This is a genomic window from Allobosea sp. LC85 (assembly GCF_000735605.1).
GTDB lineage: Bacteria > Pseudomonadota > Alphaproteobacteria > Rhizobiales > Beijerinckiaceae > Allobosea.
Genome location: NZ_JPKG01000004.1, coordinates 94,176 through 117,613, shown reverse-complemented (window position 1 = coordinate 117,613; position 23,438 = coordinate 94,176). Strand labels below are relative to the sequence as shown.

At 64.5% G+C, this 23,438-nt stretch carries 21 protein-coding genes, 2 pseudogenes and 1 other annotated feature; of the genes and pseudogenes, 11 read left to right on the top strand and 12 right to left on the bottom strand.

Features of this window, described 5'->3' with window-relative positions:
* Positions 1 to 122: 122 nt before the first annotated feature.
* From FG93_RS00545 to FG93_RS00530, 4 genes and pseudogenes are all read left to right on the top strand, one after another.
* A pseudogene (locus FG93_RS00545) lies at positions 123 to 782 on the top strand (LysR substrate-binding domain-containing protein); the annotation flags it as partial.
* 110 nt (positions 783 to 892) lie between these two features.
* Positions 893 to 1,573 carry a DUF2270 domain-containing protein gene (locus FG93_RS00540; RefSeq protein WP_043230589.1) on the top strand — a complete coding sequence of 227 codons (681 nt, stop codon included), beginning with the start codon at positions 893 to 895 and terminating at the stop codon, positions 1,571 to 1,573.
* A 163-nt stretch (positions 1,574 to 1,736) separates the two neighbouring features.
* Complete coding sequence (locus FG93_RS00535) at positions 1,737 to 1,970, top strand: helix-turn-helix domain-containing protein (protein WP_043230586.1); 234 nt, start codon at positions 1,737 to 1,739, stop codon at positions 1,968 to 1,970.
* A 210-nt stretch (positions 1,971 to 2,180) separates the two neighbouring features.
* The gene (locus tag FG93_RS00530) at positions 2,181 to 2,579 is read left to right on the top strand and encodes a hypothetical protein (RefSeq protein WP_043230584.1); all 399 of its coding nucleotides are present in this window, start codon (positions 2,181 to 2,183) and stop codon (positions 2,577 to 2,579) included.
* A 519-nt stretch (positions 2,580 to 3,098) separates the two neighbouring features.
* On the opposite strand, the gene FG93_RS00525 is transcribed toward FG93_RS00530, so the two are convergent.
* Positions 3,099 to 4,010, bottom strand: a complete 912-nt coding sequence (locus tag FG93_RS00525) for a LysR family transcriptional regulator (protein ID WP_043230581.1) — start codon at positions 4,008 to 4,010, stop codon at positions 3,099 to 3,101.
* 115 nt (positions 4,011 to 4,125) lie between these two features.
* On the opposite strand from FG93_RS00525, the gene FG93_RS00520 reads away from it, so the two are divergent.
* The 3 genes and pseudogenes from FG93_RS00520 to FG93_RS00510 all read left to right on the top strand — a co-directional run.
* Complete coding sequence (locus FG93_RS00520; RefSeq protein ID WP_043230578.1) at positions 4,126 to 5,067, top strand: N-carbamoyl-D-amino-acid hydrolase; 942 nt, start codon at positions 4,126 to 4,128, stop codon at positions 5,065 to 5,067.
* A 235-nt stretch (positions 5,068 to 5,302) separates the two neighbouring features.
* The gene (locus FG93_RS00515) at positions 5,303 to 5,779 is read left to right on the top strand and encodes a helix-turn-helix domain-containing protein (protein WP_052513116.1); all 477 of its coding nucleotides are present in this window, start codon (positions 5,303 to 5,305) and stop codon (positions 5,777 to 5,779) included.
* Between the two features lie 35 nt (positions 5,780 to 5,814).
* Positions 5,815 to 6,114: pseudogene (locus FG93_RS00510) on the top strand (arsenical resistance protein ArsH); the annotation flags it as partial.
* Positions 6,115 to 6,135: 21 nt separating this feature from the next.
* Here the strand turns inward: FG93_RS00510 and FG93_RS00505 are convergent.
* Both FG93_RS00505 and FG93_RS00500 read right to left on the bottom strand, forming a co-directional pair.
* Positions 6,136 to 6,516 carry a YkvA family protein gene (locus tag FG93_RS00505; RefSeq protein ID WP_043230575.1) on the bottom strand — a complete coding sequence of 127 codons (381 nt, stop codon included), beginning with the start codon at positions 6,514 to 6,516 and terminating at the stop codon, positions 6,136 to 6,138.
* 70 nt (positions 6,517 to 6,586) lie between these two features.
* Complete coding sequence (locus tag FG93_RS00500) at positions 6,587 to 8,062, bottom strand: SulP family inorganic anion transporter (protein ID WP_043230832.1); 1,476 nt, start codon at positions 8,060 to 8,062, stop codon at positions 6,587 to 6,589.
* A 105-nt stretch (positions 8,063 to 8,167) separates the two neighbouring features.
* Positions 8,168 to 8,223: a sequence feature (sul1 is cis-regulatory element that is thought to sense ions involved in sulfur or methionine metabolism; They are found in Alphaproteobacteria), on the bottom strand.
* A gap of 265 nt (positions 8,224 to 8,488) precedes the next feature.
* On the opposite strand from FG93_RS00500, the gene FG93_RS00495 reads away from it, so the two are divergent.
* A complete protein-coding gene (locus tag FG93_RS00495; RefSeq protein WP_161783746.1) occupies positions 8,489 to 9,667 on the top strand; it encodes an acyltransferase in 1,179 nt (392 codons plus the stop codon).
* Between the two features lie 21 nt (positions 9,668 to 9,688).
* Here FG93_RS00495 and FG93_RS00490 read toward each other — a convergent pair whose 3' ends face one another.
* Positions 9,689 to 11,014 carry an O-antigen ligase gene (locus tag FG93_RS00490; protein WP_161783745.1) on the bottom strand — a complete coding sequence of 442 codons (1,326 nt, stop codon included), beginning with the start codon at positions 11,012 to 11,014 and terminating at the stop codon, positions 9,689 to 9,691.
* A 373-nt stretch (positions 11,015 to 11,387) separates the two neighbouring features.
* Between FG93_RS00490 and FG93_RS31575 the strand changes: the two genes are divergently transcribed.
* Together FG93_RS31575 and FG93_RS00480 are read left to right on the top strand one after the other, a co-directional pair.
* A complete protein-coding gene (locus tag FG93_RS31575; protein ID WP_244448456.1) occupies positions 11,388 to 11,762 on the top strand; it encodes a DUF6152 family protein in 375 nt (124 codons plus the stop codon).
* Positions 11,763 to 11,770: 8 nt separating this feature from the next.
* The gene (locus FG93_RS00480; protein ID WP_043230566.1) at positions 11,771 to 12,241 is read left to right on the top strand and encodes a DUF6644 family protein; all 471 of its coding nucleotides are present in this window, start codon (positions 11,771 to 11,773) and stop codon (positions 12,239 to 12,241) included.
* 354 nt (positions 12,242 to 12,595) lie between these two features.
* On the opposite strand, the gene FG93_RS00475 is transcribed toward FG93_RS00480, so the two are convergent.
* On the bottom strand, positions 12,596 to 13,717 hold the full coding sequence (locus FG93_RS00475; protein WP_244448450.1) for a 2OG-Fe(II) oxygenase: 1,122 nt from the start codon (positions 13,715 to 13,717) through the stop codon (positions 12,596 to 12,598).
* 211 nt (positions 13,718 to 13,928) lie between these two features.
* On the opposite strand from FG93_RS00475, the gene FG93_RS00470 reads away from it, so the two are divergent.
* On the top strand, positions 13,929 to 15,272 hold the full coding sequence (locus FG93_RS00470; RefSeq protein ID WP_043230561.1) for a hemolysin family protein: 1,344 nt from the start codon (positions 13,929 to 13,931) through the stop codon (positions 15,270 to 15,272).
* Between the two features lie 570 nt (positions 15,273 to 15,842).
* On the opposite strand, the gene FG93_RS00460 is transcribed toward FG93_RS00470, so the two are convergent.
* The 7 genes from FG93_RS00460 to FG93_RS00430 all read right to left on the bottom strand — a co-directional run bounded on the left by FG93_RS00460 (position 15,843) and on the right by FG93_RS00430 (position 23,380).
* Complete coding sequence (locus tag FG93_RS00460; protein WP_043230556.1) at positions 15,843 to 16,610, bottom strand: transporter substrate-binding domain-containing protein; 768 nt, start codon at positions 16,608 to 16,610, stop codon at positions 15,843 to 15,845.
* A gap of 99 nt (positions 16,611 to 16,709) precedes the next feature.
* Entirely contained in the window at positions 16,710 to 17,636 is a 927-nt protein-coding gene (locus FG93_RS00455) for a Gfo/Idh/MocA family protein (RefSeq protein WP_043230554.1), read from the bottom strand.
* 10 nt (positions 17,637 to 17,646) lie between these two features.
* Positions 17,647 to 18,741, bottom strand: coding sequence for an ABC transporter ATP-binding protein (locus FG93_RS00450; RefSeq protein ID WP_043230553.1), 1,095 nt, complete (start codon positions 18,739 to 18,741; stop codon positions 17,647 to 17,649).
* Positions 18,742 to 18,912: 171 nt separating this feature from the next.
* The gene (locus tag FG93_RS00445) at positions 18,913 to 20,223 is read right to left on the bottom strand and encodes an alpha-glucosidase/alpha-galactosidase (RefSeq protein WP_043230552.1); all 1,311 of its coding nucleotides are present in this window, start codon (positions 20,221 to 20,223) and stop codon (positions 18,913 to 18,915) included.
* A gap of 36 nt (positions 20,224 to 20,259) precedes the next feature.
* Positions 20,260 to 21,117: a carbohydrate ABC transporter permease gene (locus tag FG93_RS00440; RefSeq protein WP_043230551.1), complete on the bottom strand. Its 858-nt coding sequence runs from the start codon at positions 21,115 to 21,117 to the stop codon at positions 20,260 to 20,262.
* Positions 21,114 to 22,046: a carbohydrate ABC transporter permease gene (locus tag FG93_RS00435; protein ID WP_043230550.1), complete on the bottom strand. Its 933-nt coding sequence runs from the start codon at positions 22,044 to 22,046 to the stop codon at positions 21,114 to 21,116. Before FG93_RS00435 ends, FG93_RS00440 begins: the two co-directional genes overlap by 4 nt.
* Positions 22,047 to 22,084: 38 nt before the next feature.
* On the bottom strand, positions 22,085 to 23,380 hold the full coding sequence (locus tag FG93_RS00430; protein WP_043230549.1) for a sugar ABC transporter substrate-binding protein: 1,296 nt from the start codon (positions 23,378 to 23,380) through the stop codon (positions 22,085 to 22,087).
* Positions 23,381 to 23,438 lie beyond the last annotated feature (58 nt).

Here is a 23,438-nt window from a genome sequence, read left to right as displayed (position 1 = left end):
GTCTCCACAATTCCTTGCGCCCGGAGCCGGACAGACTCCCGATCCTTCGCCGCATTGTAGCCGCGCGACATTCAGGCGATTAGGCGATAGAAACCGCATGAGGCCATATCCAGAGTTCATGAATGCGGCGCGAGGAACTGGTCGATCTCAGTGCCTTCCTGACGGTGGCCGAGGAGCGGAGCGTCACGCGCGCGGCCGCCAAGCTCGGCACCTCGCAATCCTCGCTGAGCCATACGACGGCTCGATACCAGGCTGGGGGTCCGCCTGCCGACCCGCACCACCCGCAGCGTCGCGCCGACAACGGCCGGGGAACGGCTGCTGGGGACGCTGCGCCCGGCGCTGGAGAGCATCGGCTCGGAACTGGCCTCGCTGAATGAGCTGCGGGAGAAACCGGCCGGGACGATCCGCATCACCACCTCGGAGCACGCCGGCGACGACCGTGCTGTGGCCGGCCCTGGAGCGGTTCCTGCCGCATGATCCCGACATCCATGTCGAGCTCAGCATCGATTCCAGCCTGACCGACATCGTCACCGAACGCTTCGACGCCGGCGTCCGGCTGGGCGAAGCGCTGGCCAAGGACATGGTGGCGGTCCGGATCTGCGCATGGTGGTGGTCGGGTCACCCGGCTATCTCGCCACGCGCTCCATTCCCCAGACCCGCATGACCTCGCCGAGCACAGCTGCATCAACCTGTGCCTGTTGAGTGGGGGCGGCCTCTATGCCTGGGAGCTGGAGCGGGATGGACGCGAACTCCGCGTCCGGGTCGAGGGCCAGCTCGCCTTCGGCCGGTGCGGGTATGCCCATCAATTGGAAGAGATCCGCGAATTGCAGCAGTTGATGGGATAGACTTCAACGGACCCCGATGCGACCGAATTGACTGTGGGGAGGACGTAATGGCGGCAGCTGATACGACCCAACAGCGTCGGAAACTCACCAACGCTGAGCTTGCGGCGCTCGCACATCTCTATCGCGGCGAAATCTACCGCAGCACAGTCTGGCGCACCCGGTTGGACACCACCACCAACTGGGCGGTCGTGACATTGGGCGTGGCCCTTTCCATCACGTTCTCGTCGCCGAGCGCTTCGCCGCTGCCACTGGTTCTGGTCGGCATCTTGATCCTGTTCTTTCTCATGCTCGAGTCGCGCCGCTATCGCTATTTCAATGTCTGGCGTGCCCGGGCGCGGTGGCTTGAAAAGCACCTGTTTGCCCCGATGCTCAAGGACGGCAATCTCCATATGGAAGAAGGCTGGCAGGAGGTTCTCGCCGAGGACTATTGGCACCCGCACCACCACATTGCTTTCATGACCGCGGTCGGCCGCCGAGTCCGGCGCAACTATCTCTGGATCCTGCTGATCCAGACCGTGTCCTATATCGGCAAACTGATCGTGCATCCGGTCCCGCTCGTCACACTGGATCAATTTTGGCGCCGGGCCGATGTGGGGCCGATCCCAGGGGAGTTCGTGACGGCTGCCGGGGTGATCTATGTCGGCGTCTGGCTCGGTATTGCGCTGTGGAGTGAGTGGAACGATCGGATCAGGTTCGGACGGGCGCCAAGCTCCAGCGGCATGGGATGATTCCCGCACGCCGGATCTTCGAGCTTGTTCCTTCGAGTGCCTCGACCTCTTCGCGGGAGAGGCCGCCCGGATAGAGCGACGTCTGCAACGGGGCAGGAAACCATGACGCCGGCCTGACCGGTCCACCCGTCCAAGCTGGCATCGGGCGCACGAACGTGTCGGGATGAGCGAGTGCAACTTTGCCAGGCTGTTCAAGAAAGAGGTGCAGATGACACCTGCACACCATGTGGAAGCGGTGCGTCGGGAAGCTGCGCGTCGTCTCGCCGAGGACGCGAAGATCTCGATGAAGATGGTCGCAGCGCAATCAGGATTTGGCGACGTCATCACCTTCCGTCGCGCGTTCCTGCGCAAGTTCTCGATCTCACCAGCAAGCTATCGAAAGAGTTTTGCGCGCTAGGGCGGCATCGCCGATGCGCATCAATCCATTGTCGTAAGCGCGCGGCATCAAGGCTGCTGCATCCCGCCGGAAACGCGTGTAAATTCGCCATTATCGGAGATGGTTGGCGCGAAAGCACCGGCCCGCGGCGGCGCTTTTGCCCCGGGATAGCAGAAGCGGCATGGCATCGGCCGGCCTCGCTTGCGTCATAGCAAGAGGTGGGAGGGTGTGATGAGGAAACTCGCAACGCTCGCCACTGCCGCTTTGATCTTGACCGGCAGTGTCGGAACGGCCGACGCGCAATGGCGCGGGCGCGGCTGGGGCTATCACGGCGGCTATTATCGTCATTCCGGCGGGGCCGTCGCCGCCGGGCTCATCGGCGGGGCGCTGCTGGGAGGCCTCATCGCTTCGGCAGCGACGGCCCCCGCCTATGGCTACGGCTACGGATATCCCGCCTATGGCTACGGATATAGCTATCCCGCCTATTCCTATTATGGCCCACCGGTCTATTACCGCCCGCGCTATTACTATGCGCGGCCTGTCTATTATGCTCCGCGCTATTACGGCTGGAACCGGGGTTATTATGGCCCGCGCTACTATCCCCGCGCGGTCTACCGCGGATACTGGTGAAGCACGTGCCGGCGGCCGGGCCACCACGGAGACCGACCGGCCGGCTGCGCCAGCAAGAGGGTTCTCAGTTCGACTGCCGGATGCCGAACGGAGCCGTGCTCTCAGCACAGCGGCGCCCCGAAGCGCTCGACCTGGCAGGGCTGCCGTGCGAGGCCGGCGCAGACGCTCGCGACCGCATCCTGCAGCGTCTCGGCCAGCAGCTTCATAGGCGCTGGCTGTTTCCAGGCACTCGCCCGCGGCTTCCGCCTCGCGCGCCAGCTTGGCGAGGTCGAGCCTCAGCAGGCGCCCCTCCCTCACGACGAAGCGGCCGTCGATCATCACGTCGCGCACCGCCGTGCCATCCTCGACATGGACGACCTGGTTGACCGTGCGGTTATGCGGCAGCCAGTTGATAGGGTCGAGGTTTCCCGTGGCAGAAACGGCGAGGACCCCGATCAGATCACATACCAATTTTTCTGAGAAATATAATATTTGGTTATGGCGTGTCGCGCATCGTGCCGCGACTGCAGCCACCCCCACTCAATCCGGCAAGTCAGGGCCGGTCGCGAGCGGCACCAGCTCCATCAGACCCTGCACGAAGCTGCGCGCGATGCGCGACAGCGGCTCGACGCGCGAGGACAGCAGATGCGGCCGTGTCGTCGTCTTCGGCACCAGCGGGCGGGAGCGGATATTCGGCCAGGCGTTGTCGACCAGCACGAAGTCGTCGACGATCGCGATGCCGCCACCGGCCTGGACCAGCGAGCAGGCATTCGGCGTGAAGCGCACCTGCGCGTTGAAGCGAATGGGCTTTGGCGTGGTGCCGAGGGCGCGATTGACGACCATGCCATAGGGCGTCTGCGAGCCATATCCGATCATCGGATAGGGCACGAGGTCTGCCGGCTTGACAACGCGCTTGCTGCCGAGCGGGTGGCCTTCGGGAAAGATCACGCGCAGGCGCCCCTCGGCAATCTGGGTCGCTTTCACGCTCGGATCCTCGACGGCCATGGAGGTGACGGCGAGATCGGCGCGATGGCTGGCAATGCGGGCGATCAGCTCCGCCAGCGTCAGGATCTCGAAATCGACCCGCACATCGGGATGGGACTGGCGAAAGCGGCCGATCGCCTTCGGCACGAGCATGTGGCCGACGCTGGGGCTTGCGAGCAGACGGATCGAACCGGCGCTGCCGCGGCGCAACTCCTCCGCCATGTCATTGACCCGCGTCACGCCCTGATGGACCAATTCGGCCTCGGCAAAGAGCTGCCGCGCCTCCGGCGTCGGCTGGACGCGCCCCTTGACGCGCTCGAACAGCGTCAGGCCGAGCCGGTCCTCCGTGTAGGACAAGAGCCGGCTGATCGCCGGCTGGGAGACCGAGAGCAGGCGCGCCGCACCGCTGATCGAGCCCGTCACCATGACGGCGCGGAACATCTCGATCTGCCGAAGATTCATCGCCATGGCACATAACGCTCCCTTATAGGTCAGTAGAGAAATGGTATATACTTGTTTTGGCGGCGCCCGGCTAGATTGCGGCCAGTTTGATCTGGCCTTCAAGCCCAAGGAGTCTCTTTCGATGCCCCGCCTTCTTACCGTTGCAGCGGCTCAGCTCGGCCCCATCCATCGCGCCGATGATCGCAGATCGGTCGTGCGCCGGATGATCGCGCTGATGCAGCAGGCAAAGGCCCGCGGCGCCGATTTCGTCGTCTATCCCGAACTCGCCCTCACGACCTTCTTCCCGCGCTGGTATTGCGAGGATCGTGCCGAGGCCGACCAGTGGTTCGAGGCCGCGATGCCGGGGCCGGACACACAGCCGCTGTTCGACACGGCGCGCGCGCTCGGCATCGCCATGAGCTTCGGCTATGCCGAGTTGACGCCGGAAGGACGGCACTTCAACAGCTCGATCCTGGTCGACAGGACCGGGCAGATCATCGGCAAGTACCGCAAGGTGCATTTGCCCGGCCATGCCGAACGCGACCCCACCCGGGCGCATCAGCATCTCGAGAAGCGCTATTTCGAGCCCGGCGACCGCGGCTTCCCGGTCTGGCGCTTCGAAGACGGGCTGGTCGGCATGGCGATCTGCAACGACCGGCGCTGGCCCGAGACCTACCGCGTCATGGGGCTGCAGGGCGTCGAGATGGTCGTGCTCGGCTACAACACGCCGACCACCAACGGCCATTCCAAGACCGAGACGCTGGCTGACCGCCTGTTCCATCATCGCCTGTCCGTGCAGGCCGGCGCCTATCAGAATTCGACCTGGGTCGTGGCGGTCGCCAAGGCCGGCGTCGAGGATGGCTTCCCGCTGTTCGGCGGCACGCTGATCGCCGATCCCAGCGGCAAGATCGTCGGCGAACTCGACCATGACGAGGATGGGCTGCTGATCCATGCCTGCGATCTCGATGCCACGCGCTTCGGCAAGGAGACGATGTTCAACTTCGCCGCCCACCGACGTGTCGAACATTATGACCTGATCACCTCGCGGATCGGGGTCGGCGAGCCGCTGGGTACCGCCGGCTAGGCCGGCTCGCGGCGCCCTGGCCATCCGGTTTCCGGATCGAGCCGGAGCCGTTCGCCCGGCAGTTGTCCGGGGGTGGGCCCAAGCGCCCTGCCCCGCCGCTCGCGAGCGGGCAATCCGGCACGCGCCGTCGCCACAAGCGCGTTGCGCCGTGTCGCCGCATTTGGGGCGACGTTGGTCGGCTGACTTTTCAACCGGGACGGGCAAGAACGGTCTGGGGGCCTATAGTCCCTGCTGGATGGGCTGCAAGTCAGGGGCGACACACGTGAAGGAACCGAACCAGGTCGATGAGTATGTCGGCGTTCGCCTGCGAAGACTGCGCCGCCTGACAGGCTACAGCCAGACGAAGCTTGGCGATTTGCTGGGAATCACGTTTCAGCAGATCCAGAAATACGAAAAGGGCGTGAACCGGATCAGCGCCAGCCGGCTGCAGCATATCGCCAGGATCTTTCAGGTCCCCGTCTCCCACTTCTTCGAGGGAGCGCCTGCGGCCTCGACTCCGGCCGCAGATTCCGCGCCAGAAGCCCCCTCCCCGAAGGTCGCGGACCTGCTCGCCACGCGGGACGGCGTCCGCCTGGCCAAGGCCTTCGCCTCGATCAGGAGCCTCAAGACGCGCCGCCGGATCGTCGCTCTTACCGAGGCGATGGGCAACGCCGAGGAAGCAAGCGACAGCGAGCAGGATGCAGGCGCCGGCACAGGGCCCGGGCGCGACTGAACCGCTTGCCGTTGCGGTGCGAAAGAGCCGGGGCGCTGGCGGTGACGCAAGTCTCGGGTGGCTCGCAGTCCTTCAATGCTGTCAATGCACTACGCCGATTGGGGCGCTGGATGCGAATGGTGACGATTGCGAACCAGTCCTCAGTCGCAAAGGCCTGTCAGGAGTTCGACGAGGCCGGCCGCATGAAGCCCTCGGCCTATTATGAGCGCGTCGTCGACGTGATGGAGGAACGCGTCCGCTTCACGCTGCTGACCCGCGACCGCTCCGCCTGTCTCACCACCCGGTACGGCGAGAGGAAGAAGGCTGCCGAGGCGGTTCCCGTCACTGCAATCTAGTGCCTTAGCGCCGCTGGATCGTTAGCCGAGCCGCCGAGACGCCCAGAGAGCGACCGTAGCCAGAGCCAGCAGCCAAGCGCAGACGATGATGGCGGCCGCGATCATACTGCGCGGACGAACGGCGCTTTGCTCGGCCCTCCTCCGGAACTCGGCCATGAGTTCCGGCGGGATCAGATAAATTGCCAGTGCGATGCCAGCGGGAACAATCAGCAAGTCATCGAGATAGCCAAGGACCGGGATGAAATCAGGGACCAGGTCGATTGGGCTCAAGGCGTAGGCGGCAACAGCGGCTGCCAGCACCTTGGCATGCCAGGGCGTCCGCGGGTCGCGCGCGGCGATCCACAGCGCGACGACATCGCGCTTCAGGCGTCTCGCCCATTGCTTTGCGCCATCGAGCGTCATGATGGCGCAGTCGCACAGGGCGAGAGGGTCTGCAACGGCTGAGCCGACATCCCCGCCTCGCCGTCGCGATTCAATGCCCCGATGCGAGCGTTACCTTCGCCTTGTCGTGGACGGCGAGGCGCTCGATCATCGTGGCGGTCGCCTGGTTGACGCCGACGGTCTCGATACCGATGCCCTGGTGCCGGAACTTGAGCACGACGCGGTCCAGCGCATTGATCGCGGTGATGTCCCAGAAATGGGCTGCGCTGAGATCGATCTCGACCTGCTTCACCTCCTCCTCGCGGAAATCGAAGGCCGAATGAAACGCTTCGGCGGTCGCGAAGAAGATCTGTCCGGTGACGCGGTAGACACGCCTGTCACCTTCGCGCTCGGAAACGACTGCGAAGAAGCGGGTGACCTTGTGAGCGAAGAACAGGCCGCTGAGGATGACGCCGAACAGCACGCCCTTTGCCAGATCATGCGTTGCGACCACGACCGCGACAGTGCCCAGCATGACGAAGCTGGAACTCTTCGGATGGATCAGCAGGGTCTGCAGGGAGCGCCACTGGAAGGTGTTGAGCGAGACCATGATCATGACGGCGACCAGCGCCGCCATCGGGATCTGCGCGACATAGGGGCCGAGCACCGAAATCAGGAACAGCAGGAAGCAGCCGGCCCATAGGGTCGAGAGGCGGCCGCGGCCGCCCGACGAGACATTGATCACCGATTGCCCGATCATGGCGCAGCCGGCCATGCCGCCGAAGAAGCCGGCGACGATATTGGCCGCGCCCTGGCCAGCGCATTCCCGGTTCTTGTCCGAAGACGTGTCGGTCATCTCGTCGAGGATTGCTGCCGTCATCAGGCTTTCCAGGAGCCCGACCATGGCCAGCGTCAGTGCGTAGGGCGTAATGATCCATAGCGTCTCGAGGGTGAACGGCACCTGCGGAATCGCGAAGAAGGGCAATTCGCCAGGCAGCGCCCCCATGTCGCCGACCGTGCGGATGCCGAGGCCGAAATACAGCGACACCGCCGTGAGCAGGACGATGGCGACCAGCGGCGACGGCACCGCCTTTGTCAGCCGTGGCAGCAGATAGATGATGGCGAGCCCGGCGGCGGTCATGGCGTAGACGACGGGTCCACGGCCGAGCAGCTCCGGCATCTGCGCCATGAAGATCAGGATCGCGAGCGCATTGACGAAGCCAGTGACGACGGAGCGCGAGACGAACCGCATCAGGTTGCCGAGCTTGAGGATGCTGGCTGCGATCTGGAAGATGCCCGTGAGGACCGTCGCGGCGAACAGGAAGCCAAGCCCGTGGTCCCTGACGAGCGTCGTCATCACGAGCGCCATGGCGCCGGTGGCGGCCGAAATCATCGCCGGCCTGCCGCCCGCGAAGGCGGTGACGACGGCGATGCAGAAGGAGGCATAGAGCCCGACCTTGGGATCGACGCCGGCAATGATCGAGAATGCGATCGCCTCCGGGATCAGGGCGAGCGCAACGACCGTGCCGGCAAGGAGTTCGCGCGTGACGTTGGGCGCCCATTCGCTTCGGACATGAGAAATTGCCATGGGGAGATTGAAGCCTTCATAGCCTCGCTGCGGCCCATAGGCGGGCGAGGCGCGCACGTTCGGACAGCTCCGGACCGGGCCGGGGCGTTCATCGTTCCGTCGTTGCGTTGTCCGGCGGATTGGCGGCCGGAAGAGCCACCCGGGGTTTCACCGGGTCCTGACTAGTGAAACCTGCTCTGTCGCACTTTCCGCTGCGATGCAACCCAATTGACTGGGTCAGGCGCTTGGCGGCGGCATCGGCGCCGATGCCCGGAGCTGGACATGGCGCGCCCGCGCCGCGATGCAATTTTGACCCGGGAGGCGCTGGACCAGGCGCGCGTCCGGATTGCGGGCGCTCCATCATCGTAAAGTTAAGGATAAGTTTGAATAGAAATTGCCCGATCGGCAGCCGCGCATCATCAGGCTATGGCAGAAGGAATTCTCGCCATGCCTGCTCCCCCCTCGCTCCGTGACGATCTGCTCCGGCGCCTGCGCAGCGCGCCCACCGCCGGCGACATCCTGCGCGCCAACACTGGCGAGGGACCCGGCTTCAACGCCCTGCGGCTCGCCCTGTCTCTGCTGATCCTCGGCGCCCATTCCGGCTGGGTCGCCGGCATGGACAGCAGCCATGACTGGGTCGGCCTGCAGGGCCTGTTCCGGCTCAGCCTCGTGCCGGCCTTCTTCGCGTTGAGCGGCTTCCTCGTCACCGGCAGTGCACTCAGGACCGGCGCGGTCAGGCCCTTCATCACCCTGCGCTTCATCCGGATCGTGCCGGCGCTACTCGTGGAGGTGACGCTGTCTGCCCTGGTGCTCGGCCCGATCTTCACGACCTATCTGCTATCCGACTATTTTCACGACATCCGCTTCCTCGAGTATTTCGGCAATGTCGTCGGGCGCATCCGCTTCGAATTGCCGGGAGTTTTCGAAACCAACCCGCTGCCGAACACGGTCAACCAGAACCTCTGGACGCTGAAGCCGGAATTCTACTGCTATATCCTGATGGCCCTGATGATCTTCTTCGGCATCGTCAGGAACAGGGTGCTGTTCGCCGCTCTGGTCGCAGTCCTGACGCTTGCCGCGACAGTCACTGCCTACCAGTTCGGCTTCGGTGTCACGCCGGGCAACTATCACTGGACGGTGGTGGTGTTCTATTTCTTCGCCGGCTGCATCTATTTCCAATGGCGCGACCATCTGAAGATGCACTGGCTGCTGTTCCTCGGCTCGCTCGGGGCTTCGCTTGTCCTGATGTCCGGGGATCGCGAGCTCGCCTTCCTGGTCACGCCCTTCCTGACCTATTGCGTGGTCTATGTCGGGCTGCTGCCGCTGAAGCTGCCGGAGGCGATCCGCAAGCTCGACGTCTCCTACGGCATCTATCTCTACGGCTTCCCGATCCAGCAGGCTCTGGTCGCCAGGTTCGACGTCCTGCATGGCGACGGGCTGCTGCTCTTCCTGGTCTCGACCCCGCTGGTGATCGGCTTCGCCCTGCTCTCATGGCTGTTCATCGAGAAGCCGTTCCTCAGGGTGAAGCGCTATATCCTCGGCAACCGGCCGTCCCCGGCAAGCCCGCCGCAACCAATGGCCGCAGGCGGGAGCAACGCAGCAAGCCTGGCGCCGGCGGTCCGCTGAACAGCCCGGACGCTGCCGCCGTCAGACCCGTCTGGTCGACATGCGGCTGGCGAATTCGAGCCCGGACACGGCCAGGGCGAACACCATCCAGAGCGGGTCGGCGCGATTGAGGAAGAAGGATTCCAGCATGCCGACATAGGTCATGAAGATGACGATCATGGCGAAGAGATCGGCCAGGTTCCGGCTGGCCGCGATCCGGTCGGCGCGGAGATAGTTCCTGAGAGGCAGGATCATCAGGCACCAGGTCATCACGATCGCGCCCGGAATTCCGAACATCACCATCGCGTCGAGATAGCTGTTATGGGCCGAGCCGATGCCGCGGACGTCCCAGCTCGCCTCGAAATTCTCCTCCAGCGTCGAGACCACGGGCGTCTGCCAGAAGCCGAAATAGCCGTAGCCGAACCAGGGCTTCTCGCCGATATGGGCGCTGGCGAAGCGCCAGATCTCGTCGCGGCCGGTGAAGGTCGGGTCGGAGATCAGCGCGCTCGAGATCCTGAGCAGCGTCGGCGACAGCACGGTGCCGATTGTGAGCGCGGCGACCAGCAGCACCAGCGCGGCATGGGCCAGCAGGATCAGGCGCGGCCCGGCCATGGCGCGGCCGAGCAGGACGAGCCCGATCGCCACCGGCAGGAAACCCATCGTCGTCTTCGAACCGCTGTTCAGCACGAAGATCGCGCCGAGGCCAATGATCAGCAGGCCGCGCAGCCTGAACCCCAGGCGCCAGCAATAGATGCCGAACATGATGAGGATCGAGAACACCGGCGCGGCAAAATTCTTGTGCGAGAGATGGCCGCGCCAGTCGCCGGCATGGCCGCCCTCGACGCCCTCGGCGCCATGGATCGCGAGCTGCGGCGCGAGCAGGATGACGGCGTAGACCAGCAGAAGCACGGCGAGCGTGGCATTGGCCGCAGCGCTGGCGAAGTCCCGCTCGCTCCTGGGCAGGAGCAGGACGCCAACCACGACGACCATCGCGAAAGCGGTGAGCAACAAGGCCCGCAACGAGGCTTCCGGATCAGGCGCCCGCCCGGTGGACAAGGCGGCAACCAGCAGGACGATGATCCAGCTGCTCGAGCGCAGCTGCGCCAGCGCTGCCCGCTCGCTCAGCCGCAGCATCGCCCAGAGATAGAGGATGGCGAGGCTGACATAGCCGATCTGGTTGACGACATTGCCGGTCGAGGCCCCTGCCTCCACGCTGTCGGGCACGCCGGCGAAGGGCTGGAGGGTCAGGATCATGATGAACAGGCCGAAGCCGCTGAGCAGCGCGGCGGTAAGCCGCGCAGTGTCGGTCGGCGCGGCTGGTGCCGCCGCGGCCGGGGCGGTTCCTGTCTCTGCGCTGCCGAACGTCATGCTGCCCCTGATCAATTCGCGCCACTCGGCAGGGCACGCCATGGCCGCCGCCGCGCGGTCGCGCGCACTATGAACGCGCAACCTTAAGAGCCTGTAGCCAAGGGCAGATGAGCCGTCGTCCGGGGCTGCGGCCCGGCCTGATGGGCCCCTAACGTCCTGCGCTCCGACCGCCGCTTCATCTCGCAGCGGGGTCGGATGTCCGCAATGTCTCGAACGAATCCAGGAAATCGGCCTCGACAGCGCCCATCAACACAGACGTGATCGCGTCTTTCCGCAACCTGTTCGAAGCGAGTACGTTGGACCCGTCAGGATATCACCGAGCGCGTTCGCTCGCGCAGCAAGGGAGGTTTGGATGACAAAGCTTGATCGCCGTATGCTGGTCCAACTTGTACTCTCTGGGCTTGGAGTTGCCGCGATAGCCGTGCCCGCGTTCGCGCATCATGGCTGGTCCTGGGCCGAGGGAGAGCAAACCACACTGCAAGGCAGCATTCGCCAGATTTCAATGGCGCCGCCCCACCCGATGTTGATGGTGGCAGTGGCAGACGGAAAGGTCTGGCAGGTCGATCTCGGCAACCCCAACCAGACGGAACGCTCCGGTTTCCGTGGGGACACTGCCAAACCAGGCGATGCCATCACCGTCCTCGGCAATCGTCATCTCGACAAGAGCAAGCTTCACATGAAGGCCGTTCGGATTACGATCGGGGGCAATAACTACGACATGTATCCAGAGCGTATCCGTACGAACTGAGGGCTGGCATGGAGTGGATCGAGGTCCTGAGCCGCTGGCCCGGCGCCGTTGCCCTCCAGCGCTCGGGGACCGCCTATCTCCTGGTGAATGCCGCCCATATCCTCGGCGTGGGACTGCTCGTCGGCGCGATCATTCCACTCGATCTGCGGCTTGTCGGCGTCCTGCGGGCTTCCCCGTTGTACATCCTCGGGCCCTTCCTCTCACGGGCAGCGGCCTTCGGGCTGATACTCGCGCTTGCTACGGGCGCCTGGCTCTTCACCGTGAAGCCAGCAGAATATGTCGCAAACCCCGCCTTCATCTGGAAAATGGGGCTGATCGTTCTCGCCCTGGCGAATGTCGGCCTTCAGCATCGGGGAAAAGCCTTTGATCAGGCGCTTGCATCCAATCAGCCGCCCACGCGGGTGCGCCTGATTGCGTTTTCGTCCCTGGCTCTCTGGATCTCGGCGCTCGTGGCCGGTCGCTGGATCGGCTTCGTCTGAGCCATGCCTGGTGGGCGTGGTCTGGTGCAGTTCCCAGCGCGAACGACAAACTGGCCCGCCGGCGCCCTCTCATGGCGGGCCAAGCCTGGTGGCGGGCCAAGTCTGGTGGCGGGCCAAGTCTGGTGGCGGGCCAAGTCTGGTGGCGGGCCAAGCCTGGCCATGAGCGGTTTTCATCAAATCACACATGGTGCCCACGGGGTTCCGCTCCAGGCGGAACCCGACACGCAATGGCACATAGTATGGCACGCAACCTTAGATCATCGGACCGGATATCGAATCCGGTCCGATGATCTCACCTTTTTGTGTTTGCATCCGCTTTCCCGAAAACCGCAATCCACTTTTCGGGCCGATGCATTAACTCGTCCTGGCAAGATAACTGCCGCCGGCCTCCATGAACACCTGATTGTCCTCCCGGAGCCTCGCTGCCGCGTCGTCATAGAGGAATGGCAGGAAGGCGAAGCGCTTGCCGCGCGTCACCTGCGAGACGGCATGGAGCAGCGAACAGGAGAACACGACGGCGCCCCCCGGCGGCGGCTTGAAGCTGCGTGCGCCATATTCGGGAAAGCTGACCTCTCCGCCCTCGAAATCCGCGTTCAGGTTGATGGAGACGGCAAAACGGCGGTGCGCCGTGCCCTTGGTCGTATTGTCCCGATGCGCGCCGAAATGCCCGCCGGTCTCCGCGTCGTAGCAGCCCACGAGATAGCGCTCCATGCGGGTCACCGCGAACTGGTGGACCTTCTTGACCTCGGGAACGATGCGCTTGCTGATCTTGCCCTGAATGACCTTGATCAGGTCCGTGTCGTCGATGAGGAAGTCGGAGCGCCGCTTGTGGGAATGGTCCGAGATCAGCACGGTTTTCCCGCCCTTCTCGCGCATGAAGCCGGATTCGCTGCCACCATCGGCCTCGTAAAGCCCGATCAAGCGCTGGCAGAAATCCGGCTCGAAGACATTGGGCAGGACGAGGACAGGCGCGTGCACCTGGAAGCCCGGGAAAGCATCGACCGGCGGAAGTGCGGCGAGGAACGCCGCAACCTCATGACGCTCCGAACCGTCGCGGCTCAGTGGAAAGGTCGCCATGACGCGCAGCGTCGGATCGAGCACATACCAGGCACGACGCAGAGGCGTATCAGTGCCTGGCTCTGCCTCGACGGCCGCGACGCCGAACTCCTTGCTGACCAGCAGATCGAAGTCCCAGAAATAGCGGATGCCGGGCATGCGCTGCCTGACGCGCTGCTTGAGCTCATCATCGGGGTCGTTGCTGACGCCGAAGAAGGCAATCTTGTCGTCGTCGAAGAGGTCGCGCTGCTCGGACAGGAGCTTGAGCGCGGACGCCGTGCTTGCTCGCGCAGCGGAACCGAAGAAGCACAGCACGATATAGCGCCCGGCGGCGCTGGAGAAATGATAGCTCGGATTGCTTGTCGAACGCTGCTGGAACCATGGCGCGGGGTCGCCGATGCCCATCGACCTGTATTTCACGGCTGCCCCCCAGATCTTATTGGGAGAGAATGTCATATCTCCAGACGTTGGCAATGATGACCGTCGCTATACCTTGATTTCGATGAGGCGATTGAGACGACCTTGATCTGATCACCAGCGAATACGCCCCGCATACAGCGCACAGCCCGCTGTGCTATGCCTCGTTCCCCATCAACAACCCGTGGCTGCTTCTGCGGCCGGAGCGGAGTCCATGTCCAGCACCGATGGCAGCATGTTCGACCTGGTCGGAGTGCTCGCCGTATTGCTTCTCGTTGCCGCAAACGGCTTCTTCGTCGCGGCTGAATTTTCCCTGGTCGCCGTGCGCCGAAGCCGCGTTTCGGAGCTTGTCGCGGCGGGACGCATGAATGCCACCGCCCTCAAGCACGCCGTCGACAATCTCGACGCGAATCTCGCAGCGACGCAGTTGGGGATTACCATTTCCTCGCTGGCGCTCGGCTGGCTCGGTGAGCCCGCACTGGCACACCTGATCGAACCGCTCCTGAATAGCCTGCCGGGCTCTCTGGCAACGGCCAGTTCCCATGCCATCGCCATTGCAATCTCCTTCATCATCATCACGGCCCTGCACATTGTTCTTGGCGAACTCGCCCCCAAGAGCCTTGCCCTTCAGCGCAGCGAAGGGACGGCGCTCTGGGTCGTGCGGCCGCTGGGGCTCTTCCTGTTCCTGCTGCGGCCCGCAATCATCACACTCAACGGCCTCGGCAATCTCGTGCTGCGCCTGTGCGGCTTGCGGCCGGGGACCGGAGAGGGATCCCTGCATTCGCCGGAAGAACTGAAACTCCTTGTTCAGGCCAGTCAGGAGGCCGGGATCCTCCAGCAGGCGCAGCAGGAGGTGGTCGAGCGCGTGCTCAGCATCGGCGACCGCCGCATCGCCGACATCATGACACCGCGCCGAGACGTCGATTGGATCGACGCTGACGACACTCATGACGAGATGCTGCGGACCATTCGCGAATGTCGCCATGAGCAGTTGCTGGTCGGGCGTGGTGGCATCGACGAGCCCCTGGGCATGATCCTCAAGCGGGATCTTCTGGACCAAGTCCTGGACGGCAAAGCGCTCGATCCCATGGCCGTCATCTGCGAGCCCGTCATCGTTCATGAGACGACGCCGATCTTCCGCGTGCTCGAACACTTCAAGAAGGCGCCGGTTCGCCTCGCGATCGTCGTCGATGAATATGGTGGCCTCGACGGGATCGTCACCCAGACCGATCTCCTCGAAGCCATTGCCGGCGACTTGCCCGATGTCGAGGGCGAGGAGCCCGATATCGTGGAGCGCGAAGACGGCTCCCTGCTGATCGACGGCATGATGCCGGCGCATGATGCCTTCAATCGGCTTGGTTTCCGGCTGCGCTCCGCGGAAGGGGATTTCCACACGATTGCCGGCTTCGCCCTGGCCCGGCTCGAACACCTCCCCGAGATTGGCGAGCATTTCGACTACGCGGGCTGGCGGTTCGAGATCGTCGATATGGACGGCAGGCGGATCGACAAGCTCCTGGCGCAGCGCTCCAGCGCAAAGGACGGTTCCGAAGAGAGGTGAATCGCCACGCGACAGACGGCGTTGTGCCCTATCTCGCTCGCCAGGGTGTGGCGCGGTCAGGATTTGGTTTGATCTCGATCCGATCGACATGCGCGTGACGCCGTCTGTCTTCGTCGACCGGGCTACACGCCTCGCCGCAAGGATACGGACGCGAAGGACAATCTGCGGCATGTCGGCGCCGAGGATGGCGCCGCCGTTGCGCCAGGACAGGCTCGCGGCGTTGCCGTCGGTGCTGCTGTTGCCTGGCCGCCAAAGGCCCCGCCCCAGAAGGCATAGCGCGGCTCAAGCCGCGGCGCCGGCATCAGCGTCGCGCTCTGGCGTCCGGGCTGATCGGCACTGAAGCCGGCGGCAACCTGCCCGCCCGGCCTCACCTTGCCGAACACGAACGGCAATGAACGTGCATTCACAAGCGCGAACAGCGCTGCACTGTGGCAAATCCAATACAACTGAAGGTGGGTCCTCGGCGCGGGCCGCCCAGGCTCCCCGCGCGAGATAAAGCATCGGCCCGAAACGTGGATTGCGGTTTTCGGGACAAAGCCGATGCAAACACAAAAGGCCGGTTGCGAACCGTCACACCGCGCGAACCTGTTCGGCCCGGGCGACCGTGAGCCCCTCGACCCTGTGCTTGTCGATCAACCTGGAAACGAAGCCGGACGAGATCGCGGCCGCCACGAAGCGCTTGATATAGTCGATCGCAACCGCGTTTTTGGTCGGTGTTCCGACGGCCTGCTGCACGGCCATGTAGCGCCCCGGCAGGATCCGGGATCCCGGGATCGCCTTCAGGTCTGTCACCAGTCTGGGGCGCAGGCCGGCAAGGGCATCGAGTTTACCCTCGAGGAAAACTGACGCCGCATCATCGATGGTCTTTGTGCGCACCAGCGACGCATGCGCGATGTTGCGGTCGAGCCAGAGCCCGTATGCCGTTCGGTCGGTGACGGCGATGCGCCGGCCCGGCGCATCCACGTCGCGGATCTGGTCCAGTGGCGAACCTTCCGGAACGAGGTAACTCGCCTCGATCTCGGTATAGGCCGGGGTGAAGCTGATGAACGCGGCGCGCTGCGGTTCAGCCCCGATCAGGGCGATGTCCCATTCATCGCGATCGGCGGCATCGGCGATCAGGCCTGGCGATTCATAGGTGACGTAGCGCAGCTCCACGCCCAGGAGATCGGCAAATGCACGCGCCATATCAGGCGCCACCCCGACCGGGCCGCCGTCGGGCGTCCTGCCGGAGACCAGCAGGAAGTTCGACAGATTGATCGCAGCCCGCAGAACCCCGCGTGGCGCGAGAAGGCCTATCAGGTCCTCCGAGGGCGGGCCGACATGGTCCAGCAATCGCATCTTCGCCTCCGATCCCGTCACCGAACCTGACCAACTGTCACGACCTGAATGACCTTGCCAGAGCTTCCGTCGCCTTGACCAGCATCGACCCAGGGAACGTCACCCCTGAAAGGGCTCGACCAGCAAGCGCCGCCCCAGCATGAACGCGTCGCCGACCAGCACCAGCGGGGCGAGATCGACATCGCTGCGGCCTTCCGCGACCAGCGCTTCGAAGCGGCGATAGATGCGGGCATATTCCTGCTCCGGCTCGTCGACGAGGATGCGGCCATCATGGCTCAGCGTCCTGCCGCCCGAGGAGAGAAAGAGGGGGCCGGCCTCGGTCTCGACACGGATGTCCCAGCTCTGTTCGCCCGTCTGGCGGAAGTCGAACTCCGCGTGGATCGGCAACCCCAGAGCATCGGACAGATCGAGTTCGGCGGCGATCGGCGCCTGGCGGTTCGCCGGAACGGACAGCAGGGCGCCGGTCACGAAGATCGGCTCAGGCAAAATGGCGGTCAGGATCGACAGGGCGTTGATGCCGGGGTCGAAGACGCCAAGTCCACCGGGCTCGAAGATCCAGTCCTGCCCGGGATGCCAGACGCGCACATCCTCCTTCCAGACGACCTCGACCGAGCGAGGCCTGTTCCGCGCAAGGAAGGCGCGCGCCGGCGCGACAGCGGGCGCGAAACGCGAATGCCAGGTGGTGAACAGCGTCCGGCCGCTCCGTTCCGCCTTTGCAACGAGAGGGCCCAGTTCGCTGACGCTCGCACCCGGCGGCTTCTCAAGCAGGACATGCATGCCGGCGTCGAGCGCTTCCGCCACCAGTGCGTGCCGGCCCTGAGGCGGTGTGCAGAGGGCGACGGCATCGAGCGCCACATCGGCTGCCAGCATGGCGCCAAGCGAGGTGAAGACGGGTAAGCCAGGCAGCGTGCCCTGCCGGCTCGCCGCCGCGACCAGCTCGAAACCGGGCGCTGCCGCGATCGCGCCCAGATGCTGGCTGCGCGCGATCTGCCCAAGTCCGACGATTCCGAGGCGGATCCTCGCCATCCCGCCCGCCTCAGCCGCGCGCGGCAGTTTGCGCAGTCACGCGCAGACCGTCGGGCAGGAACAGATGCGCCAGGGCGATATCGACGTGAAGCGGCACCCGCTCGCCCGGCTTCGGCTTCTGCTGCCCCTCGACCTGAACGGTGATCGGCTGGCCGTCGGACAGGACGCCGTAGATCAGCGAGGAGCCGCCCAGCTGTTCCACGAGCTGGACCTGCGCCTCGCCGATCCGCGTGCCTGGGCCGCCGAGCCGCAGGTGCTCGGGCCGTACGCCCAGGCTGCAATCGGCCCCGTCCTGACCGGCCAGATGCGGCAGGGGCAACACGGTTTCCGCCAGGGCCACGCGCGCTTCTCCTCCTGCCGCCGGCAGCAGCGTTGCCTGCAGAAGGTTCATCTTCGGACTGCCGATGAAACCGGCGACAAAGCGATTGACCGGGTTGTTATAGAGCTCCAGCGGCGACCCGATCTGCTCGACCTTTCCTGCGCGCAGGACCACGATCTTGTCGGCCATCGTCATGGCTTCGACCTGGTCATGCGTGACATAGATCATCGTGTTGCCGAGCTGCTGGTGCAGCTTGGCGATTTCCACCCGCATCTGCACGCGCAGCTCCGCGTCGAGATTGGAGAGCGGCTCGTCGAACAGGAAGATCTTGGGTTCGCGCACGATGGCGCGGCCGATGGCGACGCGCTGCCGCTGCCCGCCCGAGAGCTCCTTGGGCTTGCGATCGAGCAAATGATCCAGCTGCAGGATCGCCGCGGCCCGGGCCACGCGCATATCGATCTCGGCCTTGGCCATCCGCGCCGTCTCGAGCGCGAAGGCCATGTTCTTGTAGACATTCATATGCGGGTAGAGCGCATAGGATTGGAACACCATGGCGATGCCCCGCTGCGCGGCGGGCACATCGTTCATCACCTCGTCGTCGATGCGCAAAGCGCCATCGCTGATGCTCTCCAGCCCGGCGATCATCCGCAGCAAGGTGGATTTCCCGCAACCGGACGGACCGACGAAGACGACGAATTCGCCGTTCGTCACGGACAGGTTCACATCCTGGATCACCGGGTGATCACCAAAGCGCTTGTGGACATGCTCCAAGGTCAGCCAGCTCATCGTTCCCTCCTTGCTGCCTTATCGTTCTTGTTGTTGCGGGCAGGCCGGCCCTGCCCTGCTCGGGACGGTTAGATCATCGGACCGGATATCGTATCCGGTCCGATGATCTAACCTTTTGTGTTTGCATCGGCTTTGCCCCGAAAACCGCAATCCGCTTTTCGGGCCGATGCTCTAGGCGGCGAGCGCCGTCGAGCGGATGCCCGAAGGCATGGCAGGACCATGTGCCGCGATCAGGTCGTCGACCATGGCGCGGATCTCGCGCAGCGAGAGGACGCTCGCGGCATGGCGGTCCAGCACCGCGGCGCGGTAGACCGCATCCCGGTCGCCTTCCAGGGCAGCGCGCACCGTGAGTTCCTGGACAAAGACATGCGGCGCGCAATGGGCGGCGAGTTCCGGCGGCAGCGTGCCGGCATGGCAGGCACGCAGGCCGTTGCGGTCGACGATCACCGGAACCTCGACGCAGCAATCCTGCGGCAGGTTCTCGATCAATCCGGTGTTGCGAACATTTCCGTAGATGAGCTGCGGCTCGTTCGTGACCATGCCGTTGATGATCGCTGCGCCATATTCGTCGCTGCGCTCGATCGGGAAGCTCTCGCCGGCCAGCAGCCGTTGCCGGGTTTCGGCATAGCGCCGCAGGTTGCGCTCGCTGCGGCGAATATACTCGTCCACCGGCACATCGAATTCCGCGATCTGGTCCTCGCGACGCAGGAAATAGGGCGTGTACTCCGCCGTATGCTCGCTCGATTCACTGACAAAGCGCCCGAGATGCTCCAGCAACGCAAAACGGATCTTGTCCTGCGCGAAGATCTCCGGATTGCTCGCGGCGCGCCGCAGCTGCGGATAGGCATCCTTGCCGTCGATCTCGAGCCGCAGGAACCAGGTCATGTGGTTGATGCCGGCGCAGTCATAGCTCAATCGGGAGCGATCGACCCCGAGATAGGAGGCAAGGTCGCGCGCCGTGTGCTGGACGTTGTGGCACAACCCCACCACCTGCTGCTCGGGGAAGGCCTTGTAGACCGCCCAGGTCAGGATGCTCATCGGGTTGGTGTAGTTCATCAGCAGGGCGCCGGGGCAGACCGCCCGCATGTCCCCGACCAGGTCCACCATGAAGGGAATGGTCCGCAACCCGCGGAAGATGCCGCCGATGCCGACCGTATCTGCGATGGTCTGCTTCAGCCCGTAGCGGCGCGGAATCTCGAAATCGAGCACGGTCGCCTCGTGCATGCCGATCTGCACCATGTTGATCACGAAGTCCGCGCCCTCCAGGCAGCGCCGGCGGTCCGCGTGTTCGGTCACGGTCGCCCCGGCGTCGAACTGGCCCGACGTCCAGCGCGCCATCATACCCGCGGTTTCGAGGCGCTCGGCATCGATGTCGTACAAGGCGATCTCACATTGCTTCAGCGCGGGAAGGCTGAGGATGTCGGTGAGCAGGTTCTTGACGAAGACGACGCTGCCGGCGCCGATCATGGCGATCTTGGTCATGTCATGTTCTCTCTTGGGTAGAGGTCGGGAAAGGGCTCACTTGAGGCCTGTGCTGGCAATCCCCTGAACCAGATAGCGCTGGAAGATCAGGAAGATGAGCAGCATCGGCAGAAGGGAGATCAGGGCCAGCGCCATGACGCCGCCCCAATCCGGATTGGCCTCGCCGCGCAGCAGGTTCAGGCCGAGCGGCAGGGTGAAGAGCTCCTGGTCCGTCAGGACGACCAGCGGCCAGGCGAAGTCGTTCCAGCGCCACATGAAGGTGAAGATCACCAGCACGGCGATGATCGGCTTGGAGAGCGGCAGCACGATGCGCAGGAAGATCCGCATCTCGCTGGCGCCGTCGAGCCGCGCAGCCTCGATCAATTCGTCGGGAATGCTGACCATGAACTGGCGCACCATGAAGACACCGAAGGCTTCGGCCGCGCGTGGCAGGATGACACCCCAGGGCGAGTTCAGCAGCCCAAGCCAGGACGTGACGAGGAACTCCGGCACCAGGATCACCTGGATCGGGATCATCAGCGCGCCCAGGATCGCGAAGAACAGGATGTCGCGCCCGGGAAAACGGAATTTGGCGAAGACGTAGCCGCAAAGCAGGTTCGCGGACACGGTGATCACCACGGCGATCACGGCGATGAAGGTCGAATTCATCACCCAGGTCAGGAACGGATGCCGCTGCGCGATGTTCCCGAAATTCTCCAGCGTCAGCACCTGCGGGATCAGGCTCACCACCGGCTGGAAGACCTCGGAACGAGGCCGGATCGCGGTCGCGAGCATCCAGTAGAGCGGAAAGATCATCGCCACCGCCCCGAGCACGACAGCGATCCAGATCAGCACGCTGCCGGTTCGGCGAGCGCCAGGGCGCCTGGCGCCCGCCGCGAAGGTCGGGCCGCTCATAGCACGTTCTCCGATTGCCGGCTGATCCGCCATTGCAGGATCGTGAAGCCCAGGACGATGGCGTAGAGCACGACGCCAATGGCGCTGGCATAGCCCATTTCCGACGTCATGAAGGCGGACTGATAGATGTATTGCACCAGCATCGTCGTCGAGAATCCGGGGCCGCCGCCGGTCATCACGTAGATCAGGTCGAAGACCTGGAAGGAGTGGATCACGTTGAGGATCAGCAACAGGAAGGTGGCAGGTCGCAGCAACGGCAACGTGATCTTCCAGAACTGGCGATAGGGCGACGCGCCATCCATGGTCGCAGCCTCGTAATAGAGCGTCGGGATCGACTGTAGCGCGGCCAGATAGACCACCATGCAGAAGCCCACCCTCACCCAGAAGGTTGCCAGCACCAGCGACGGGAGCGCCCAGGCCGGCGAGGAGAGCCAGGGGATGCGATCGCCGCCCAGGCGCACGATCAGGGAGTTGATGACGCCGTAATGCTCGTTGAACATCCAGGCGGCGATGATGCCGGTGGCGACGGCCGAAACCACGACCGGAAGGAAATAGACGCTGCGCAGGAAGACCCGCCCCGGCATCCGTCGGTTCAGCGCCACCGCGAGCAGCAGGCCGCCCGCCATGGTGGTGGGCACCGAAGCCACGGCATAGACGGCCGTATTGAACAGCGCATGCCAGAACTGCGTATCGGCCACCAGCCTGCGATAATTGGCCAGGCCGGCAAAGCTCACGTCACCGATCAGGCTCCAGTCATGGAAGCTGATGTAGAAGGCATAGAGCAGCGGAAAGAAACTGAAGGCGCTGAACAGAAGCAGATTGGGCGTGATCAGGAGATAGGCGAGCATCCAGGGCCGCCGGAAGGAGCGGCGCGCCCGTGCCGCAGTGGCAGGGCGCACAGCGCTGGTCATGACGATGCTGTTGGACATGGATCACCTCGCAGACGGGAAGGCGGGCCGCACGGTCCTCAATTCTTGAGGACGCTGCGAATGGTGCCGTCCACGTTCTCCGCCGTGTCCTTTGGCGACTGGCCGGAGGTGAAGGCGAGGTCGAGCTGCTCGCCGAGCTTCGCGTTGATGCGGCTGAAATCCGGCAGGGTCACGGTCGCGGCCAGATGGTCCGGGATCGTCCGCGACTGCTCGACGAAGACCTGCATCGCGTCGGGACGGAGCTGGTACTCCAGCTTCGTGTCCATCAGGCTGCGCCGAACCGGCAGGAAGCCGGCGGCGACGCAGAAGTCCCGCATATTGGCCTCGTTGGTGGCATAGCGCAGGAAATCGATGGCGACGTCCCGGTTCTTGCTGTCGCGCGTCACCGCAAGGCAATTGCCACCGAGATCAGACGCCATGCTCACGCTGCGCGGCATGTAGGTCACCTGCCACTCCGCCTGCTTCATCGCGTCGTGCAGGAACGGGATCTGCCAGTCGCCATGCACCAGCATGCCGATCGTTCCGTTGGCGAAGAGGTTCTGCGTCTGCTCGTTGGTCTTGATCGAGGTCGTGGGCGGGACGAGCTTGTCAGTGAACCAGGACTGGGCCCACGCGATCGCCTCGAGGCCCTCTTTCGACGAGAGCCGCGGCTGGAGCAGCTGCTCGTCGAGCAGCCGGCCGCCATGCTGGTAGAGGAAGGGCAGAAAACGATAGGCGGCGGTGTTCTGCCAGGCGCAGGCGAAGCCGAAAGGCGCCCCGGCCTTCTCCTTCAACATCCGGGCGATCCGAATGAACTCCTCCCAGCGCCAGCTGTCCTCGAGCCGACGCGGCAGCTCGATCCCGGCCCGCCGGAACATCTCCATGTTGCAATAGACCGCGAGCGTGTCGGTGTGGTGGGGAATGGCGAAGGCCTTGTCACGGTAGGTGACGGCTTTCCACAACGCGGGCGCGAACTGCGCGGCCAGGCCGCCGTCGAGATGCCCGCTCAGATCGACGACGGCGCCTGCCTTCGCATAGCGGCCGACCTGCTGATACTGGATGCGGACCAGATCGGGCGCCTGCCGGCCGGCGAGGCGCGTATCGACCTGCTGATAGAGCTGTCCGGAGGATCCGCTGAGTTCCAGCCGGATCGAGACATGCGGGTTTTGCGCCGTGTAGCCGGCGATCAGCCGCCGGAAGGCGTCCTCCTCCGCCCGGTTGCCCCAGACTGCGAAATTCAGGTTCACCGGCGCCTGGGCCCGCACGGACCTCCCCGACGCGACCGAGAGAGCGAGCCCGGCGCCCAGAATATGCCGTCGGGTGAAAGCCGTGCCTGTTCCGTTGACGTTGGTCATCCCTGTTTCCTTCCCTGGATCACCGCATTTTTGCGGTTTGGTTTTCGTTATTGCTGGT